We start from the raw sequence: 17,997 nt of genomic DNA, 5'->3' as shown, positions 1-17,997 counted from the left end.
TTCGGGGCCGAACCACAGCGAGTTCACAGGTCAGGACCAGGCGATCTCGCCCTCGCGGTCGACGAAACGGCCGGAGGCGTGGCCGGGGCCCTCGGTGGCCAGGGACACCACGGCGTCCGTGCCTTCGGTGACGGTCTGCGGGCCGGTGTGGGCGTTGAGGTCGGTCGCGGTGTAGCCGGGGTCGGCCGCGTTGACGCGGATGCCGGGCAGCGCCTTGGCGTACTGGGTGGTCAGCATGGTCAGGGCGGCCTTCGACGCCGTGTACGCGGGGGCGATCACGCCGGATTCGGGGCGGGCCGGGTCGTGCGTCGCCGCCAGTGAACCCATCGCGCTGCTGACGTTGATGATCACCGGGTCGGCCGAGCGGCGCAGCAGCGGCAGGAAAGCCGTCGTGGTCCGCACGACCCCGGCCACGTTGACGTCGAGCACGCCCAGCACGTCGTCGCCGGTCAGGTCGCTCGGGTCGCCGGCCGGGCCGTGGATGCCGGCGTTGTTGATCAGTACGTCGATGCTGCCCTCGCGGCTTTCGACGTCGGCGGCGGCCGCGGCCACCGAGGCGTCGTCGGTGACGTCGATCGGGACGAAGCGCACGCCCAGCTTCTCGGCGGCGGCCTCGCCCTGGACGGTGTCGCGGGCTCCCAGCAGTACGGTGTGGCCGCGCTCGGCGAGGCGGCGAGCAGTCTCGTAACCCAGGCCCTTGTTGGCGCCGGTGATGAAGGTGATCGTCATGCGCCCATCCTGGGATGGCGCCGGGGCGCTCATCCAGGGAAGAGCGCTACCACCCTCAGCGGCCGGAACCGCGCCACAATCGGGGCATGACCACCGAACTCGGCGCGGCGCTTCGAGCCTGGCGTGACCGTCTCACCCCGGCCGCGGCCGGGCTGCCCCACGGTCACGGGCGGCGGGCGGCCGGGTTGCGCCGGGAAGAAGTGGCCGACCTGGCCGGGCTGTCGGTCGATTACGTCGTACGGCTGGAACAGGGCCGCTTCGCCACGCCGTCCGCCCAGGTGGTGGCCGCGCTGGCGCGGGCACTGCAGCTCACCGGGGCCGAACGCGACCACTTGTATCGGCTGGCCGGGCACGCCCCGCCGGCCGACCTCTCCGACCACGTTCCGCCGGGTCTGCAGCGGGTGATGAGCCGGCTCGGCGACACCGCCGCCGTCGCCGTGTTCGCCGCCGACTGGCAGCTGATCTCGTGGAACCGGGGCTGGTCGGCCCTGCTGGGCGACCCGTCGACCGTGCCGCCGCCGCTGCGCAACTTCGCGCGGGACAGCTTTCCGGTGGACGGCCACGAGCCGCGCCTGTCGCACTGGGCGGTGACGTCCCTGGCCCGCGAGCAGACCGAGGCGGCCATCGTTTCCGACCTGCGCCGGGCCACCGGCCGTTTCCCGGGCCACCGCCGGCTGACGACGCTGATCCGCGATCTCGTCGGGGGCAACCCGCGCTTCGCCGAGCTTTGGGCCTCGGCCGCGGTCGGCACCCACCGTGAGGATCACAAGATCGTGGAACATCCGGCCGTGGGCCCGATCGCTGTCGACTGCGATGTTCTCACCGACGGCGACGCCGAGCTGAAGATGGTGATCCTGACGGCCGCCGCCGGCACCGAGGACGAGACGAAGCTGCGTCTCGCCCTGGTGACGGGACCGCTCACAGTGCCAGGCTGAGCATTTCCAGGCCGTCGACCGGGCGGAAGCCGGCCGAGGCGTAGAGGGCGAGCGCCGAAGCGTTGCCGGTCTCGGTCTGCAGCGAGACGCGGCGGGCGCCGGCCGCACGGGCGGCCTCGACGACGTGCGTCAGCAACGCGCGCGCCACGCCGCGGCGGCGGAAGCGCGGAGGGACGAACAGGTCGCGGACGAACCAGAACTCGCCCAGCGTCAGCGAGGCCGGCAGCACCGCGACGGTGATGAACCCGTGCTCCCCGGCGGTGGCCACCGCCAGGCGGCCGGACGTGATCTGGTCGGCCAGCCAAGCCGGAGTGGCAGCTGAGGCTTCCTGGCCGTAGTGCACCCGGTACTCGTCGAAGAGCGGGGCCACCTCGGCGGCGTCCGCGGCCCAGGCGATCCGCATCAGAGGTCCGCCAGTTCGGCCTCGAGCAGCCGGGTCACCAGCTTCTGCCGGTCGGCGTCGAGCGCGATGCCCCGGCTCGGCCCCTCGGCCAGCATCAGGACGTAGAGGTGCACCCGATACAGGGCGAGGCGGGTGAGCTCGTCCGGCGTGAACGGCCCGGCGCCGTAGCCCCGCACGAACGGGTGCGACTCGTCGATGCGCCGGAACAGGGCGGGCGACACGAAGTCGAGCAGCGGATCGCCGTACAGATAACGCTCGCCGTCGACCAGGCCGCTGAGCGACCCGTCCGGGGCGACCAGCACGTTGCCGTCCCACAGATCGAAGTGCAGCAGCGCCGGGCGGGTGACCGTGGCCAGCAGCGCCCGGTGCCGGCCGACCACGCCGTCCAGCGGGGGCAGCGGCACCTTCCACTCGGCGGCGTCGGCCCGCAGCGACTCGATCATGGCGTCGAAGGCGGTCGGCCAGTCGTCGCCGGACGGCCGGTCGCCGGTGTAGCCGAACAACGGCCCGGTGATCGTGTGCACGCGGGCGACGGCTGCTCCCAGTTCGCGCCGGGCCTGTTCCGACTCGACCGCCGTCAGCGGTTCCCCGGGCAGCAGCGACGAGATGATCCAGTTGTCGCTGTGGGTGAGCACCGACGGCACCGGGGCTTTTCCGCGTACGAGGGTGTAGTACTCCGCCTCGGCCGGGATCAGGCTTCTCTCGTACGCGAGAAGGCGAGCCGACGCCGGCGGCCCCACCTTGACCACCACCTCGCGCCCGTCGGTGAGCGAAGCTCGCCAGACCGCGGCGAACCCGCCCCCGCTCAGCTCCGACGCCCCGGTCACGCCGACGCCGAGACCGTCCTGGACGATCCCGGCGATGTCATCGACGCCGATCAACGGCTGGGTGGGACTGCGCATCCCGCGAGGCTAGCGAAAAGATCTAAATCGTGAGGGGCCGCATGGACAGCGCCACGGGGGAGTGCTCGGCGAAGGAGCGGTAGTGGCGCAGGGCCAGGAACAGCCAGCCCAGGCTGATGGCGGCCAGGATCAGGTACGGGATCGGCGCGCCGAACGTGTCCCAGCAGGTGTGCAGGACGACCGCGCCGGCGAAGGTGCCGATGAAGGCCAGCACCCGGCGGGCACTGGGCGCGGCGATCAGGGCCCACAGCGCGCCGGCGGTCAGCCCGGTCCACGCGGTGTGCCCGGCCGGTGAGGTCAGGCCGCGCACGAACAGGGTCTGCTCGACGCTGCCGATGTTGCCGTCCGAGGCGAGCAGCGCCGTGAAGGCGTACCCCATGGTCTCGAGGGCCGCGAAGCCCAGACCCGACGCGACCCCGATGATCAGGCCGTCCGACGGCAGCCGGCGTTCGTGCCGCCGCATGATCGTGAGCAGCAGGATCAGCGGCACGATGAGCTTGGCCGACTCCTCGATGACCGCGACGAACACCATGGGCAGCACGCCGAGGCCGCGCAACGTGTCGTACTCGAGGGTGCCCGCCACCACGATGCCGATCACCCCGCCGAAGAACGCGGAGATCACCAGGGCCGAGGTCGGCACCTGCCAGCGGCCGGTGCGGGCCTGGGCGAAGGTGAGGAACGAGAGGGGGACGACCGTCGCGCCGAGCAGGATCAGCGCCGGTACGAAGTTGGGGTTCTGCGTGTGGACCAGGGTCCACAGCACCACGGCGTACAGAACGAGTCCGGTGACCAGGACGCCGAGCCAGGCCCACCGGCGGGTGTGATCGCGCATGGCGCTCTGCTACCCGGCCGGTGGGATCGACTCACGGTAATGCGACGCGCGTCGCTCAGTGTGCGACGGCCATCACGGGCTCGCCGGTCTCGGCCGGCAGCCGGCTGGGCCGGACGACGCCCCACAGCACCACGACCGCGCCGGCCATGCCGCCCGCGACCACGATCGCCATGGCGGTCGAGCTGTTGCCGAGCACACCGACCAGCGGGGCGGCCAGCGCGCCGACGCCGAACTGCACGGCCCCGAGCAGGGCGGCCGCGGTTCCGGCGGCCTCGCCGTGCCGGGACAGGGCCAGCGCGGGCGCGTTCGGCATGGCCAGGCCGACGGTGGCCAGCACCAGCCACAGCGGGACGAGGATGCCGGCCAGCCCGCCGAAGCCGGTGGTGGCGGTGACGAGCAGCAGGACGCCGGAGACGGCGCCGGCGATCAGCGCGAAGCCCAGGATCTGGGCCGGCGCCCAGCGGCGGAGCAGGCGCACGTTGAGCTGGGTGGCGCCGATCAGGCCGATCGCGCCGCCGGCGAACACGTACGCGAACTGCTGCTCGGTCATCCCGTACTCCTCCTGGAACACGAAGGAGGAGCCGCTGACATAGGCGAACAGGGCAGAGAAGGCCAGCGCGGCGACCACGATCAGCCCGACGTACGTACGGTCGGTGAAGAGCGTGCCGTAATCACGCAGCGTCCCCATCACGCCGCCGTTGCGCCGCCGCTCGGCGGGCAGCGTCTCGGGCAGGAACAGCGCGGTGGCGGCCAGGATCGCGACGGCGACCACGGTGAGCACCACGAAGACGCCGCGCCAGGACGTCCAGTGCAGCACGGTGCCGCCGATGGTCGGCGCGAGGATCGGGGCCACGCCGATGACGAGCATCAGCCGGGACAGCAGCTTGGCCGCGGCGAACCCGGTGTAGAGGTCGCGCACGATCGCCATCGCGACCACCGCGGCGGCCGCGGCGCCCAGACCCTGCAGCACGCGCAGGGTGCCGAGGACGGCGAGGTTGGGAGCGATGACGCACAGGACCGAGGCCAGGACGTGGACCCCGACGCCGGCCAGGAGCGGGGCGCGGCGGCCGATCGCGTCGGAGAGCGGGCCGATCAGCAGCTGACCGAGCGCCAGACCGAGGAGCGTGCCGGTGAGCGTGAGCTGCACCGCGGCCTCGGTGGTCTGCAGGTCAGTGGTGATCGTCGGCAGGGACGGAAGGTACATGTCGATGGTCAGCGGCCCGAGAGCGGACAGAAAACCGAGGACGAGGACGACACCTAAACGGCGGCCGGCAGGATCTTGGCGCATATTCGGGTTCAAGTCTCCGTCGGCCCGGTTTCTTCCGTCCCGTAATTGTGGTCACAACATCGCCGAATCGCGGTAATGGGCTTGACCTGTCGGGGCTCTGCGCAGCCAAAACGATCAGTGACGGGACGCACGTGTGGTTTCGGCCGGATTCGGTTGTGACCGGGCGGCGGGCGGGCAAGGCTGGGATCCGTACGTGCAAGAAAGCGAGTGGAAGGCGACTCATGCCCCTGCGTCCCCCAGCAAGGGCTTGGGCGGTCTGGGCCGTCGGCCTCGCCGCGTACATCATCGCAGTGCTGCACCGCACCTCGCTCGGCGTGGCCGGGCTGGACGCGCAGCACCGCTTCGGCATCGGCGCCGGAGCGCTCGCCTCGTTCGCCGTGCTGCAACTTCTCGTGTACGCCGGCCTGCAGGTGCCGGTCGGGCTGCTGCTCGACCGCTTCGGGTCACTGCGACTGGTGGTCAGCGGCGGTGTGCTGATGGCGGCCGGTCAGGCGATCATGGCTACCTCCGACCACGTGGGCGGCGCCGTGCTGGCCCGCGTCCTGGTCGGCGCGGGCGACGCGATGACCTTCATCAGCGTGTTGCGCCTGGTGCCGCAGTGGTTCCCGGCGAAGCGGGTGCCGGTGCTGACCCAGCTGACCGGCATCGTCGGCCAGGCCGGGCAGGTGCTCTCGGCCGTGCCGCTGGCGATGCTGCTGGCCGGGCCGGGCTGGAGCGCAGCGTTCTTCACCACGGCGGGCGCGGGGGTGTTCGTGGCCATCGCCGCGTTCGCCGCTCTGCACGACTCGCCCGAGAAGCGGATGAACAGCGGCGCGTCGATGACCATGCGTCAGCTCGGCGAGAGCCTGAGCAGCGCGTGGCGGCACCCGGGCACCCGGCTCGGGCTGTGGACGCACTTCACCACCCAGTTCATGGGCACCGTGTTCGCGCTGATGTGGGGCTTCCCGTTCCTCATCGCCGGGCAGGGCCTGGCCCGCGAGACGGCGAGCGCCCTGCTCACCCTGTTCGTGCTGGTCGGCATGGCGGCCGGGCCGCTGATCGGGGTGCTCGTGCAGCGGCACCCGCTGCGCCGGTCGTGGCTGGTGCTGGGCGTGGTCGCGGTGAACGCGGCCGGCTGGGGCCTGGTGCTGGCCTGGCCGGGACACGCGCCGCTGCCGGTGCTGGTGCTGCTGATCGTGGCGCTGGCCCTGGGCGGCCCGGGTTCGATGATCGGGTTCGACTACGCCCGCACGTTCAACCCGCCGAGCCGCCTCGGCACGGCCACCGGCGTCGTCAACGTGGGCGGGTTCGTCGCCTCGCTGCTGTCGATCGAATTGATCGGCCTGATTCTCGACGCGCGCACCGGCGGCGGCACGAACTATGACATCGACGACTTCAAAGTGGCCATGTCGGTGCAATACATCTTCATCGTGATCGGCGTCGCCGGAATCCTGCGAACCCGCAGGCTGGCCCGGCGGCGCATGGCCGAGGAGGGCATCGTCGTGCGTCCCCTGCGCGAGGTGTGGGCCGACCGGCGGGGTTTAGCAATCGGCCGTACGGAGAAGGCCAAGAGCCTGACGAGACAGGACTAAGAGGGCAAGGGAGGACATGGCCGAGCACGCACCGGACCGGATCTGGTCCGGCATCGACATTCCGAAGACCATCGCAGGAACGCTCGCCGCGGTATCCGCCGCGGTCGTGGGTTCCTTCCTCGGCGTCGCGGGAACGCTGATCGGAGCGGCCGTGGCCAGCGTCATCGGCTCGGTCGGCACAGAGCTCTACACCCGGTTCATCAACCGCGGCAGCAAGAAGATCGTGTCGACCTTCGTGACCGCGCCGGCCGCCGTCGGCACCCCGACGGTGGTGGCGGCCGAGGACGAGGTTCCGTCCGACGAGCCGGCGCCGCCGCCGGCCGGACCGAAGAAGATGCGCTGGGGCCGGATAGCCGCCGTCGCCGGCGCTGTCTTCGTGCTGGCCATGGGCACGCTGACGACCTTCGAGCTGCTCACCCAGCGCTCGATGGCCGACGCGGTCGGCGTCAAGACCAGCTCGAGCACCACGCTGGGGTCCGCGTTCAGCGGCGACAACGGCAAGCGCGAGAGCACGCCGACACCCGCGCCGTCCTCGTCGGCTGAGCCGTCCGAGGATCCCGGCGCCACCACCGAGCCGACCGATGGCCCGGCCGGTGCGCCGAGTGCGGAGCCGACCGACACCGCCGGCACCCCGTCGGCGACGCCCACGCAGACCGCCGAGCCGGTCGATCCCCAGACCGGTGAGACCGATCCCGGCACCGAGCCCACGGATCAGCCCACCGACGGGCAGGATCAGCAGGACGGCAGCACGACCCAGGACGGCTCCACCCAGCAGCAGCAGAGCGGGGAGTAGCGGATGGACGCGAAAGACGTACTGATCGAGGCCTTCGGGCGGCTCCCCGAGCTGGTCGAGACGGCCGTCCAGGGCCTCACGCCCGAGCAGCTGCGCTACCAGCCGGCGAAAGGCGCCAACTCGATCGGCTGGCTGGTCTGGCACCTCACCCGGGTCCAGGACGACCACGTGGCCGAGGTGATGGGCGTGGAGCAGGTCTACGCGGGCGGCGACTGGCCGGCCAAGTTCAGCCTGAAGGACGCGGGCGAGACCGGCTACGGCCACGACGCCGCGCAGGTGGCGGCGGTGGCTCCGGAGAGCGCGCAGGTGCTGCTCGACTACTACCGGGCGGTCCACGACCGTACGGTGGCCTATCTGGCCGGGATCAGCGAGAAGGACCTCGACCGGGTGATCGACGACAACTGGGACCCGCCGGTCACCCTGGGGGTGCGGCTGGTCAGCGTGTACGACGACGACGCGCAGCACGCGGGTCAGGCGGCGTACGTGCGAGGGTTGCTCTAGGTATTTCGGAGCGGGCGGGAATCACTCCCCGCCCGCTCTGCCATGTCAGGCCGACGACGGCTCGGTCAGCGGCAGCCGTACCAGGAACCTGGTGTCGCCCGGCTTGGAGTCGAGCTTGATGTCGCCGCCGTGGCCGTTCACCACGATCCGGTACGAGATGTCGAGGCCCAGCCCCGTGCCCTCGCCCACCGGCTTGGTGGTGAAGAACGGCTCGAACACGCGCTTCTTCAGATCCTCGGGCACGCCCGGGCCGGTGTCGCCGATCGAGACCACCACGTGGTCGTCCTCGCGGTACGTCTTGATCGTCAGCGTGCCGGCGCCGCTCATGGCCTGCACCGCGTTGTCGATCAGGTTGGTCCACACCTGGTTGAGCTCGGCCGGGTGGGCCGGCACCTGCGGCAGCGTCCGGTCGTAGTCCTTCACGACCTTGACCCCGTCGCCGATCTTGTGGGTCAGCATCACCAGCGTGCTGTCGAGCCCGCTGTGGATGTCGATCCACTGGTGGGCCGCCCGGTCCATCTGCGAGTACTGCTTGGCCGCCGACACCAGCGACGAGACCCGGCCGGTGGCGTCCTCGATGTCGGTCATCAGCTGCTCGGTCTCGAGCGCGTAGCCGATCCAGTGGATGGCCTGGTCGAGCAGCGCCTGGGTGCCGACCCGCTCCTCGATCAGCGTGAGGCACTCGATGTCGAGGCCGCCCTGGGCGAAGACCGGGGCGAGGTCCCAGCCGCCGGTGACGTTGCGCTCGTCCATCCAGTCGCCGAGCTCGTCCTCGCGGTCGGCCGTCTCCATCGCGGTCAGCGGCTTGGCCTTGGCCGCCCGCTCGATCACGTCCTCCTGCAGCTCGACCAGCGCCACCAGGCGCTCCGGGTCGACCTTGCCGGCGGCCAGCATGGCCAGCTTGTGCCGCATGCCGGCGACCCGCTGGCGCAGCGCCGCGGTGGCCCGCGAGGCGGCCGCGGCCGGGTTGTTGAGCTCGTGCATCAGGCCGGCCGAGAGCGCGCCGAGCGCGGTCAGGCGCTGCCGCTCGCTGACCGCCGCCTGCGTGTTGCGCATGCCGATGGTCAGGCCCTCGAGCAGGTGGATGGCCATCGGGAACCACTCGCGCATCATCCAGCCGAAGTCGTCGGCCGAGAGCACGAAGAAGTCGCTGTCGTCGAGGGCCCGCGTGCTCATCATGTAATTACGCGGTACGCCGTCGTCGCGCAGGTAGGCGTTCGTGGCCCCCATGTAGACGCCGCGCTGCTCGGTGCGGTTGGTGCGCACCTCGTCCTGGCCGACCCGGCGGGTGAGCTCGATCGTGCCGCTGAGCAGCACCAGGAACTGGTCGGCGGGATCGCCCTCGCGGATCACCACGCCGCCGGCCGGCATGTGCATCGTGCAGCCGTGCTCCGAGATCCAGGTGAGCTGGTCGTCGGTCAGCTTCTCGAACAGGAACAGCGTGCGCAGCTCGTCGTTGGTGAGCTGCCCGGGCTCGCAGGGAACGAGCCGGACCTCCGTGCTGTCACTCATGGCTTACTGCGCCTCCAGGTAACGATGGACCAGCGTGACGGCCATCGCGCCCTCGCCGACCGCCGAGGCCACCCGCTTGACGGAGTTGGCCCGGACGTCGCCGGCGGCGAAGATGCCGGGAACACTGCACTCCAGGTAGAACGGATCCCGCTCCCGATCCCATCCCTTCGGGCGGGTGCCATTTGAGAGAAGATCCGGCCCGGTGTAGACGAAGCCCTTCTCGTCGCGGGCCACCGCCTGACCCAGCCAGTCGGTGCGCGGCTCGGCCCCGATGAAGACGAAGAGGTAGCCGCACTCGACCGTGGTGCTCACGCCCTCTTTGCTGTCGCAGATGGTGATGGCCTGCAGGTGGCCGTCGCCCTGGGCGCTGAGCACCTCGCAGCGGGTGCGGACGCGGATGTTGTCGATCTTGTTGAGCTGCTGGATCAGGTAGTACGACATCGACGACTCGAGCGAATCGCCCCGGACGAGCAGCGTGACCGTTTTCGCGTACCGGGAAAAGAACAGCGCCGCCTGGCCGGCCGAGTTCGCCCCGCCGACGATGTAGACGTCGGTGCCGGCGCACGAGGGGCCCTCGGTCGAGGCCGAGCCGTAGTAGACGCCGGAACCGGTCAGCTCGGCCACGCCCTCGGCGATCAGCGGCCGGTACGAGACGCCGGTGGCCAGCACGATCGAGTGGGCCGAGATCTCGCCGCCGTCGGCGAACGTGAGCGTGCGGGCCGAACCGTCCGGGCGCAGGCCGGTGACATCCCGCGTGGTCAGCACCTCGGCCGAGAACTTGCCGGCCTGGCGGCGGGCCCGGTCGGTCAGCTGCGCGCCCGAGATGCCGTCGGGGAAGCCCAGGTAGTTCTCGATGCGCGAGCTCTGACCGGCCTGACCGCCGACCGCGCGCCGCTCGACCAGCAGCGTCTTGAGCCCCTCGGAGGCGCCGTAGACGGCCGCGCCCAGCCCGGCCGGCCCGCCGCCCACGATGATCAGGTCGTAGAAGTCGCGGCCGGGGGCGGTGGACAGGCCGACCGCCTCGGCCACTTCGGTGGTGCTGGGCTGGGCCATCGCGCGCCCGTCGGCCGTCACCACCAGCGGGATCGACTCGGGGCCGACGCTGGCCGCCTCGAGCAGGCGGCGGCCCTCGGGCTCGTCGGCGCCCAGCCACTTGTAGGGCACCAGGTTGCGGGCCAGGAAGTCGCGGATCTCGTACGACGGCTCGCTCCACCGGTGGCCGACGACGCGGATGTCCTCGGTCTCGCGGTCGCCGGTGGCCAGCCACGCGTCGAGCAGGGCGTCGAGCACCGGATACAACTTCTCTTCCGGCGGGTCCCACGGCTTGAGCAGGTAATGGTCGACGTCCACGACGTTGATCGCCTGGATGGCGGCGTCGGTGTCGGCGTACGCGGTCAGCAGGGCCCGCCGCGCGTTGGGGAACAGGTCCATCGCCTGCTCGAGGAACTCGATGCCGTTGACCTGCGGCATGCGGTAGTCGGCGAGCATCACGGCCACCCGGCCGCCACGCAGCTTGAGCTCGCGCAGGGCCTCGAGCGCCTCGGCGGCGGAGGAGGCACGGACGATGCGGTACCGGTCGCCGTAGCGGCGGCGCAGGTCGCGGGCGATGGCGCGGGAGACCGCGGGGTCGTCGTCGACGGTCAGGATCGCGGGATGGCCCATGGCAGATACCTCAGCTATCGGCAGGTGGAGTGGCCAGCAGGTCGGCGTACTCGGGGTGGCGGTCCAGATATCCGATGACGAAGGGGCAGGAGGGGATGACGGGGGTGGCCCGGCCGCGGGCGTCCTCGAGAGCGGCCGACGCGAGCCGGCCGGCCAGGCCGCGGCCGGAGAAGGACTGTTCGATCTCGGTGTGCATCAGCTCGATCTCGCCGCCGTGGCGCCGGTAGTGCAGCACGCCGGCCACCTCGCCGCCGATGAGAATCTCGTAGCGCTGCCGCTCGAAGCTGTCGACCACGACGGCGTCGCCCGAGTCGGGCACGCCGACCTGGGCGCTGCCCTCGACCCGCAGCTTGCGCCGGGCCCGCTCGTAGAAGCTGGTGCTGCCGAGCCGGATCACCTGGGCCGCCGACGGGACGGGCTCGATGCACAGCCGGTCGTCGGGGCCGGCGTAGCCCTCGATGATGCCGTCGACCTCGATGGCCAGGCGGCCGCTGGTCGGCAGCACGTCCAGGTCGAGCTGTTCCTGCAGGGCCAGCATGAGCGGCCGGTTGAACGAGGAGTGCGCGGCGGCGGCGGTGACGATCAGGCCCTCGACGTTGGGCGAGACGATCGGGCCGCCGGCCGAGAAGCTGTAGGCGGTGGAGCCGGTCGGGGTGGCCACGATGACCGCGTCCGCCGCGTAGTTGACGAAGTTCTTCTTCTCGACCGAGATGCCGATCGCGGCCAGCCCGTCGCCCGGCACGCGCACCATCGCGATGTCGTTGAACGCGGACACCTCTTTGCCGTCGGGCAGCCGGGTGCGGACCGCGGTGCGCGGCTCGATGGTGAACTTGTGCTCGTCGATCGCCGTGAGGGCGGCCGGCAGATCGGGCAGGTCGACCTCGGCCAGGAAGCCCAGCCGGCCCACGTTGACGCCCAGCACCGGGGTCTTGCGGCCCTCGACCAGCCGCATGGTGCGCAGCATGGTGCCGTCGCCGCCCAGGCTGACCAGCAGGCCGGCCCGATCGACCATCTCTTGCTGGGTGACCGCCACCGCCTCGCAGTCGATGCGGTCGATCTCGGCGTGCAGCCCCAGCACGGTGACGTCGCGGCGCTCGGCCCACTTCACGATGGCCTCTATCGCCGCCCCGCAGTCGCGCCTGGGGTGCAGCACCAGGCCGACGACCTTGACCATGCCCATCCGGTAACCCCGCTCCAGTCCGATCTCAGGACACAGCCTTGCACGCCGGACGCCCGATCGGCGAGGGCAGGCGACGGAGCACACGTGGTTCGTTCGGGCAGGGTTCCTTCCTATTCCTTGACAGCGTTGTCACGCATCGACAGCCTCCGATTAATCCCCCGATTTTCCGGCGCACTGAAAGGACCCCCGACATGCGCCTACGTTGGCTCGCGGTCGCCTCAGCGGCGATCACGATCGGAACCCTCAGTCCCGTGCCCGCGCACGCCGCCGACCCGTCGATCGACCTCGACCCCGGCATGCTCAGCGCCATGCGGCGCGACCTGAAGATCGACAACGGTGAGATCGCGGCCCGGTTGCGCACCGAGGCGGCGGCCCCCGTGGTCGAGAAGCGCCTCAAGGCCAAGCTCGGCTCGTCCTTCGCCGGGGCCTGGATCCCGTCCGGCGCGTCGCGGCTGACGGTTGCGGTCACCGATGCTTCCGCTGCTTCCTCCGTACGGGCGGAGGGGGCGTCAGCCGTCGTCGTGGAGCACAGCAGCGCCGATCTCGCCTCGACGCGCGCTTTCCTGGACAAACGGGCCAAATCGGCTCGTTCCTCGGTGGTGCGCGGCTGGTATGTCGACGTTCCAAACAACCGGGTGGTTGTGATGGCTGCCCCTGGCGCTTTATCGGCGGCCCGCGACTTTGCGTCGGGCGCCGGGGCAGTCACCGTGGTCACGTCGGCGGAGCAGCCCCGCCCGATGTACGACACCCGCGGCGGCGACCAGTACGTGATCAACGGCAACACGTTGTGCTCGGTCGGCTTCTCGGTCGCCGGCGGTTTCGTCACGGCCGGCCACTGCGGCGGGACGGGCAGCCCGACGCTGGGCTACAACAACGTGGCCCAGGGCAACTTCGCCGGGTCGTCGTTCCCCGGTAACGACTACGCCTGGGTGCGTACGAACGGGAACTGGACCTCCCAGCCCTGGGTGAACAACTACGCGGGCGGCAACGTCACCGTGGCCGGTTCGCAGGACGCGGCGATCGGCAGCTCGATCTGCCGCTCGGGCCGCACGACCGGCTGGCGCTGCGGCACCCTGCTGGGCCGCAACGAGACGATCGTCTACTCGCAGGGCGCCGTGTCGGGCCTGTCCCGCAGCAACGCGTGCGCCGAGCCCGGCGACTCCGGCGGCAGCTGGATCTCCGGCAACCAGGCCCAGGGCGTCACGTCGGGCGGCACGGGCAACTGCTCCAGCGGCGGCACCATGTGGTTCCAGCCCGTCAACGAGATCCTGCAGACCTACGGCCTGTCCCTGACCACCACCGGCGGCGGCTCGGGTGGTTCGGCCGTGATCAGCAGCCTCAACAACAAGTGCCTGGACGTCCCCAACGGCAACTTCTCCGACGGCGTACGGGTCCAGATGTGGAACTGCAACGGCACCGCAGCCCAACGCTGGAACTTCGTCAACGGCACCCTGCAAACCTCCAACAACAAGTGCCTGGACGTAGCGTGGGGCTCCACCGCCAACGGCGCCGCAATCCAAATCGTCAACTGCAGCGGCAACCCGGCCCAGCAGTTCGTCCTCTCCGCAGCCGGCGATCTGGTCAACCCGCAGGCCAACAAGTGCGTGGACATCGACGCCTGGAACGCCAACGAGGGCGCTGTTCTCGTCCTCTGGGAGTGCACCGGCGGGGCTAACCAGAAGTGGCGCCGCGGTTGAGGTTTCCCCATTGACCGGCGTGGTGCCGTCGCGGCAGCGGCACCACGCCTCTCTTCCTTTGCCGTCGGCGGTGCCCTGGGTTCGGTGGGGGTGCCGCCGTTTTTGCGGTGGCACGGCGTCGTGGCTGGTGTTGGGTGGGCCTGTTGCGGTGTCGGGGCGGCTGGCCAGGCGGGCGGCGTCGTGGCTGGTGTTGGGTGGGGCCCGGTTGCGGTGTGGGGGCGGGTGGCCGGGCGAGCGGCGTCGTGGTCGCTGTTGGGTGGGGCCGGTTGCGGTGTGGGGGTGGTTGGGCGGCTGGCCAGGCGAGCGGCGTCGTGGTCGCTGTTGGGTGGGGCCGGTTGCGGTGTGGGGGTGGTTGGGCGGCTGGCCAGGCGAGCGGCGTCGTGGTCGCTGTTGGGCGGGGCCGGTTGCGGTGCGCGGGTGGCTGGGCGGCTGGCCAGGCGAGCCGCGTCGTGGCTGGTGTTGGGTGCGGCCTGTAGCGGTGAGGGGATGGCTGGGCGGCTGGCCAGGCGGGCGGCGTCGTGGCTGGTGTTGGGCGGGGCCGGTTGCGGCGCGAGGGTGGCTGGGCGGTCGGCCGTGCGGCGGGCGGATTAGCTCGGACGGGTGCAGCTGTGCGGGTTGGCGTGAGCCGCTTGTCGTCGGCGCGGTCGAGACTGGACCAGGGGCTGCCATTTCTGCCGGCTGCGGCGGGGTGGTGACGGCGTCAGCGTCGGAGGCGTCGCTGGCTTCGGTGGAAGCGGCGGCTTGGCTGGGAGCGGTGGCTGGCTCGGACGGTTGCGGCGTCGACGGTGGGGCGGGTTGATCGTCTGGGGAAGGGGTGGCGAGGGGCTGCGGCGGCTCTGGCTTGGTGTGGCGCTCGGACTGGAGGCGGTCGATCAGTGCCAAGCGGGCGGCGGAGGGGGTGTCGGGGTTCTCGGCAGCAGCGCGGCGCAGGCGGCTCAGCTTGGCGGCGTGTCTTTGTTGCAGGCCCCAGGCGCGATGGCGTTCGTGTTCGCGACGGAATTCTTCGTTCGCGGCTGAATAGTTTCGGCGGCGGGTTCGGTCACGCATTTTCGCCAACTCTGTCGAGCTGAAGAACTGTAGCTGCCGCATACCTATATTGTCCCGCTTATGCGGGCGAACGGCTCGTCGGAATTCAACTTGATCATGCCAACTTGCGTTGATCAAATCAAATCTAAAGAAGTGTTGATGCCGCGGGCGTTCCAAGATGGCAATTTGGCGCCATTGGCTATATTGCTCTGGAGCCTCAGCGTTTTTAATCCGTGAATCGCCCGGCGTTCGAGAAAGGCACATTACTCACCTTCGCAACCGGCAGCACTTAGCTCAGCCACGACGCGGCTGGCGTGGCGAGCAGCCCAACCACTCCCGTTTCGCAACGGGCGGCACTTAGCTCAGCCACGACGCGGCTGGCGTGGCGAGCAGCCCAACCACTCCCGTGCCGCAACGGGCGGCACTTAGCTCAGCCACGACGCGGCTGGCGTGGGGAGCAGCCCAACCGCTCCCGTGGCGTGACGGGCGGCACGGACCTCAGCCACGACGCGGCTGGCGTGGCGGGCAGCCCGACCGCTCCCGTGCTGTAACGGGCGGCACGGACCTCAGCCACGACGTGGCTGGCGTGGCGAGCAGCCCGACCATTCCGATGCTGTAACGGGCGGCACGGGGCTCAGCCACGACGTGGCTGGCGTGGCGAGCAGCCCGACCACTCCCGCGCCGTAACGGGCGGCACGGACATCAGCCACGACGCGGCTGGCGTGGCGCGCAGCCCGACCATTCTCGTGCCGTAACGCGCGATGCGGCTGGAATGGCGCAGCAACACGCGCCGCAGAACAGCGCGGGCTAGGGGATGGCGTTGTCGATGAGGACGGCGGCGATGGCCGCCGCGGTGGGGAAGGCGTCGCTGTTGAGGACTCGGGTTCGGGCGGAAGCGCCGTCCAGGAGCAGCGCCAATTGTTCGCCGAGTTGGTCGGGGTTGGTGGCGCCGGCTTCGCGGGCGGTTTCCGTCAGGCGGGCGGCGATGGCGGTTTTGTAGTCGCGGGCGTATTCCGATGCGGGGTGGTGGGGGTCGTGCAGTTCGACGGCCGCCGCGATGTAGGGGCAGAGGGGGGTGGATGCGGGCATGTCGAAGGCGGCCAGGAGTCGTTCGCGGGGGGTGAGATCGGTGCGGTCGAACACGCCGGGCATGACGTCGAGGTCGAATCGGCGCAGGTATTCGGCGACCAGTTCGTCCTTGCTGGTGAAGTGTTGGTAGGCCGTGCGCTTGGAGACCTGGGCCTCGGCGCAGAGCTGGTCCACGTTCTCGGCGAGATCACCGAGGAGCAGTTCCACCGCGCCTTCTCGCTCAATGCCCGCGGGACCCTGTTCACCGTGCAGAAGGCGCTGCCGCTGATCAACGACAACGGCTCGATCCTCATGACCGGATCCAACGCCTCGCTCGGCGCTTTCCCCGGCTGGAGCCTGTACGCGGGGAGCAAAGCCGTCCACCAGGCCTGGGCTCGCGTCTGGCTCAACGAACTGCGCGACCGCAAGATCCGGGTCAACGTTCTGACCCCCGGCCAGGTCGCCACGGCCAAGCAGGAAGAACTGTTCGACGAGGCAACCCGGTCGGCCTTCGAATCCCTCATTCCGCGGGGAGCGATGGGCCGTCCCGAAGAGATCGCCACCGTCGCCCTGTTCCTGGCCTCCGACGACTCGAGTTATGTCAACGGGCTGGAACTGGTGGCCGACGGCGGCACCACCGCCATCTGAGCCGGAACAGGACCCACCCGAAGGCCGGCTGCGCGAGCGGCCGGCCTTCGAGTCGTGCGGACGGTCAGCGGCGCGCTTCCTGGCAGCCGGTGATCAGGCTGGAGAGCTTGAGCCACGGACGGTAGGTGACTGCGGTGCTGACCTTGTCGCCGCGGCCGGGGCCGACCGGGCCGGGGCCGGTCAGGCTGCCCCACCAGTTGCAGGTCGCGTTGACGGGGCCGCCTGAGGTGGGGTCGTTGAAGACGCCGTACGCGGTGTTACCGGCGATGCTGTTGCGGTTCACAGCCAGGGTGCCGGAAACCGCGCCGGGGCCGACGTTCACGCCGTACTGGTTCTTCCGGAGCGTGTTGCGGGTGATGGTCACGCCGGAGTTGGGGCGGTTGACGACGCGGATGGCTGAGCCGGCGCCGCTGATGGTGTTGCCGCTGACGGTGATGTTGCTGTTGGCGCCGCCGATGTAGACGGCCGACGAGTCGGGCTTGCCGGCCACCGTGTTGCCGGTGACCCGGCCGCCGGTCGTCTTGAAGAAGGCCACCAGTGTGCCGGTGCCTGTGCTGCGGTTGCCGGACACGGTCAGGTTGCGGTCGCCCTCGATGAAGGTCACGTCGGCGTTATAGGTGGACGGGGTCGGGCCGGTGAACGTGTTGTCGGAGATCGTGACGTCGCGGACCGGCATGCTGTTGGTCTGGAAGCCGTCGTTCGCGGTCGGTGTGTTCTTGACCAGGTTGCGAGTGAACGTCGAGCGGCTGGTGGTGATCGACGCGGCCCGGCCCGGGTTGTTGATGACGTTGTTCTGAATCGTCTCGCCGCTCTTGCCGGTCTGCATCACCAGCGCCGCGGTGCCGGGGCTGGGCGGACCGTTCAGCGTGAAGCCGTCGACAGTGACGTTGTCGGCGTCGATGGTGATCGTGGCCAGCGCGCCGCCGTTGATCACCGATTCGCCACCGCCGCGGCGGGTGCGGGCGTCCTGGCCCGATCGCGCACCGTGCAGCTTGAGGCTCCGGCCGATCGTGACGTTTTCCGCGTACGTTCCTGGGGCGACCTTGATCGCCGTGCAGGCAGTGGTGTTCACCGCGGACTGGATCGTGGCGTACCGGGCCGGCACCGCGCACGCGGTGTCGTGGCGTGGTGCGGCGTAGCTGACACCGCCACCGGCCGCCAGTGCCGCCAGCGTGGCGATTCCCGTGATCGCGACGGACCTCGTCATGTCGTGCCCTCCTAGGTTTGCGGGGGACCCTAGCGAGGCGATC

At 70.5% G+C, this 17,997-nt stretch carries 17 protein-coding genes; 7 read left to right on the top strand and 10 right to left on the bottom strand.

Annotated features, from left to right (window positions below):
* Positions 1-30: 30 nt before the first annotated feature.
* On the bottom strand, positions 31-729 hold the full coding sequence (locus OWR29_RS18055) for an SDR family NAD(P)-dependent oxidoreductase (protein ID WP_267564065.1): 699 nt from the start codon (positions 727-729) through the stop codon (positions 31-33).
* A gap of 86 nt (positions 730-815) precedes the next feature.
* Here OWR29_RS18055 and OWR29_RS18050 point away from each other — a divergent pair, with 86 nt between their 5' ends.
* A complete protein-coding gene (locus tag OWR29_RS18050; protein WP_267564064.1) occupies positions 816-1,664 on the top strand; it encodes a helix-turn-helix transcriptional regulator in 849 nt (282 codons plus the stop codon).
* On the opposite strand, the gene OWR29_RS18045 is transcribed toward OWR29_RS18050, so the two are convergent.
* The 4 genes from OWR29_RS18045 to OWR29_RS18030 are packed head-to-tail and all read right to left on the bottom strand — an operon-like array spanning position 1,648 to position 5,089.
* Complete coding sequence (locus OWR29_RS18045) at positions 1,648-2,067, bottom strand: GNAT family N-acetyltransferase (RefSeq protein ID WP_267564063.1); 420 nt, start codon at positions 2,065-2,067, stop codon at positions 1,648-1,650. The two genes, OWR29_RS18050 and OWR29_RS18045, sit on opposite strands and share 17 nt — an antisense overlap.
* Entirely contained in the window at positions 2,067-2,969 is a 903-nt protein-coding gene (locus OWR29_RS18040; protein ID WP_267564062.1) for a phosphotransferase family protein, read from the bottom strand. The genes OWR29_RS18045 and OWR29_RS18040 overlap by 1 nt, the downstream gene beginning before the upstream one ends.
* A gap of 22 nt (positions 2,970-2,991) precedes the next feature.
* A complete protein-coding gene (locus OWR29_RS18035) occupies positions 2,992-3,801 on the bottom strand; it encodes a PrsW family intramembrane metalloprotease (RefSeq protein WP_267564061.1) in 810 nt (269 codons plus the stop codon).
* Positions 3,802-3,856: 55 nt separating this feature from the next.
* Positions 3,857-5,089 carry a multidrug effflux MFS transporter gene (locus tag OWR29_RS18030; RefSeq protein WP_267564060.1) on the bottom strand — a complete coding sequence of 411 codons (1,233 nt, stop codon included), beginning with the start codon at positions 5,087-5,089 and terminating at the stop codon, positions 3,857-3,859.
* Between the two features lie 221 nt (positions 5,090-5,310).
* Here OWR29_RS18030 and OWR29_RS18025 point away from each other — a divergent pair, with 221 nt between their 5' ends.
* The 3 genes from OWR29_RS18025 to OWR29_RS18015 are packed head-to-tail and all read left to right on the top strand — an operon-like array spanning position 5,311 to position 7,954.
* Positions 5,311-6,660 carry an MFS transporter gene (locus tag OWR29_RS18025; RefSeq protein ID WP_267564059.1) on the top strand — a complete coding sequence of 450 codons (1,350 nt, stop codon included), beginning with the start codon at positions 5,311-5,313 and terminating at the stop codon, positions 6,658-6,660.
* A gap of 16 nt (positions 6,661-6,676) precedes the next feature.
* The gene (locus OWR29_RS18020; protein ID WP_267564058.1) at positions 6,677-7,453 is read left to right on the top strand and encodes a hypothetical protein; all 777 of its coding nucleotides are present in this window, start codon (positions 6,677-6,679) and stop codon (positions 7,451-7,453) included.
* A gap of 3 nt (positions 7,454-7,456) precedes the next feature.
* Entirely contained in the window at positions 7,457-7,954 is a 498-nt protein-coding gene (locus tag OWR29_RS18015; RefSeq protein ID WP_267564057.1) for a mycothiol transferase, read from the top strand.
* Between the two features lie 45 nt (positions 7,955-7,999).
* Here the strand turns inward: OWR29_RS18015 and OWR29_RS18010 are convergent, their stop codons facing one another.
* Genes OWR29_RS18010 through OWR29_RS18000 form a run of 3 tightly spaced genes read right to left on the bottom strand, consistent with a single transcriptional unit; the run spans position 8,000 to position 12,308 of the window.
* Positions 8,000-9,466: an ATP-binding protein gene (locus tag OWR29_RS18010; protein ID WP_267564056.1), complete on the bottom strand. Its 1,467-nt coding sequence runs from the start codon at positions 9,464-9,466 to the stop codon at positions 8,000-8,002.
* A 3-nt stretch (positions 9,467-9,469) separates the two neighbouring features.
* A complete protein-coding gene (locus OWR29_RS18005; RefSeq protein ID WP_267564055.1) occupies positions 9,470-11,128 on the bottom strand; it encodes an NAD(P)/FAD-dependent oxidoreductase in 1,659 nt (552 codons plus the stop codon).
* Between the two features lie 10 nt (positions 11,129-11,138).
* The gene (locus OWR29_RS18000; protein ID WP_267564054.1) at positions 11,139-12,308 is read right to left on the bottom strand and encodes an NAD(+)/NADH kinase; all 1,170 of its coding nucleotides are present in this window, start codon (positions 12,306-12,308) and stop codon (positions 11,139-11,141) included.
* Between the two features lie 191 nt (positions 12,309-12,499).
* On the opposite strand from OWR29_RS18000, the gene OWR29_RS17995 reads away from it, so the two are divergent.
* Together OWR29_RS17995 and OWR29_RS17990 are read left to right on the top strand one after the other, a co-directional pair.
* Positions 12,500-14,005 carry a ricin-type beta-trefoil lectin domain protein gene (locus OWR29_RS17995; RefSeq protein ID WP_267564053.1) on the top strand — a complete coding sequence of 502 codons (1,506 nt, stop codon included), beginning with the start codon at positions 12,500-12,502 and terminating at the stop codon, positions 14,003-14,005.
* 795 nt (positions 14,006-14,800) lie between these two features.
* Entirely contained in the window at positions 14,801-15,022 is a 222-nt protein-coding gene (locus tag OWR29_RS17990; RefSeq protein WP_267564052.1) for a hypothetical protein, read from the top strand.
* An 816-nt stretch (positions 15,023-15,838) separates the two neighbouring features.
* On the opposite strand, the gene OWR29_RS17985 is transcribed toward OWR29_RS17990, so the two are convergent.
* A complete protein-coding gene (locus OWR29_RS17985) occupies positions 15,839-16,327 on the bottom strand; it encodes a TetR/AcrR family transcriptional regulator (protein WP_267564051.1) in 489 nt (162 codons plus the stop codon).
* Between OWR29_RS17985 and OWR29_RS17980 the strand changes: the two genes are divergently transcribed.
* Entirely contained in the window at positions 16,241-16,747 is a 507-nt protein-coding gene (locus OWR29_RS17980; protein ID WP_267564050.1) for an SDR family NAD(P)-dependent oxidoreductase, read from the top strand. The genes OWR29_RS17985 and OWR29_RS17980 overlap by 87 nt on opposite strands.
* Before the next feature lie 64 nt (positions 16,748-16,811).
* On the opposite strand, the gene OWR29_RS17975 is transcribed toward OWR29_RS17980, so the two are convergent.
* Positions 16,812-17,954, bottom strand: coding sequence for a right-handed parallel beta-helix repeat-containing protein (locus tag OWR29_RS17975; RefSeq protein ID WP_267564049.1), 1,143 nt, complete (start codon positions 17,952-17,954; stop codon positions 16,812-16,814).
* Positions 17,955-17,997 lie beyond the last annotated feature (43 nt).

Origin of the sequence: Paractinoplanes pyxinae (assembly GCF_026626335.1) — a bacterium.
Taxonomy (GTDB): domain Bacteria; phylum Actinomycetota; class Actinomycetes; order Mycobacteriales; family Micromonosporaceae; genus Actinoplanes; species Actinoplanes pyxinae.
This window is presented reverse-complemented; position numbering and strand designations above follow the sequence as displayed.

What these genes read in the sequence shown, in the direction of transcription:
- OWR29_RS18045 (WP_267564063.1), bottom strand. Translation starts at nt 2,067, where the DNA reads ATGCGGATCGCCTGGGCCGCGGACGCCGCCGAGGTGGCCCCGCTCTTC.
- OWR29_RS18005 (WP_267564055.1), bottom strand. Translation starts at nt 11,128, where the DNA reads ATGGGCCATCCCGCGATCCTGACCGTCGACGACGACCCCGCGGTCTCC.
- OWR29_RS18015 (WP_267564057.1), top strand. Translation starts at nt 7,457, where the DNA reads ATGGACGCGAAAGACGTACTGATCGAGGCCTTCGGGCGGCTCCCCGAG.
- OWR29_RS18035 (WP_267564061.1), bottom strand. Translation starts at nt 3,801, where the DNA reads ATGCGCGATCACACCCGCCGGTGGGCCTGGCTCGGCGTCCTGGTCACC.
- OWR29_RS17975 (WP_267564049.1), bottom strand. Translation starts at nt 17,954, where the DNA reads ATGACGAGGTCCGTCGCGATCACGGGAATCGCCACGCTGGCGGCACTG.
- OWR29_RS18010 (WP_267564056.1), bottom strand. Translation starts at nt 9,466, where the DNA reads ATGAGTGACAGCACGGAGGTCCGGCTCGTTCCCTGCGAGCCCGGGCAG.
- OWR29_RS17995 (WP_267564053.1), top strand. Translation starts at nt 12,500, where the DNA reads ATGCGCCTACGTTGGCTCGCGGTCGCCTCAGCGGCGATCACGATCGGA.
- OWR29_RS18020 (WP_267564058.1), top strand. Translation starts at nt 6,677, where the DNA reads ATGGCCGAGCACGCACCGGACCGGATCTGGTCCGGCATCGACATTCCG.
- OWR29_RS18040 (WP_267564062.1), bottom strand. Translation starts at nt 2,969, where the DNA reads ATGCGCAGTCCCACCCAGCCGTTGATCGGCGTCGATGACATCGCCGGG.
- OWR29_RS18055 (WP_267564065.1), bottom strand. Translation starts at nt 729, where the DNA reads ATGACGATCACCTTCATCACCGGCGCCAACAAGGGCCTGGGTTACGAG.
- OWR29_RS18050 (WP_267564064.1), top strand. Translation starts at nt 816, where the DNA reads ATGACCACCGAACTCGGCGCGGCGCTTCGAGCCTGGCGTGACCGTCTC.
- OWR29_RS18000 (WP_267564054.1), bottom strand. Translation starts at nt 12,308, where the DNA reads ATGGGCATGGTCAAGGTCGTCGGCCTGGTGCTGCACCCCAGGCGCGAC.
- OWR29_RS18025 (WP_267564059.1), top strand. Translation starts at nt 5,311, where the DNA reads ATGCCCCTGCGTCCCCCAGCAAGGGCTTGGGCGGTCTGGGCCGTCGGC.
- OWR29_RS18030 (WP_267564060.1), bottom strand. Translation starts at nt 5,089, where the DNA reads ATGCGCCAAGATCCTGCCGGCCGCCGTTTAGGTGTCGTCCTCGTCCTC.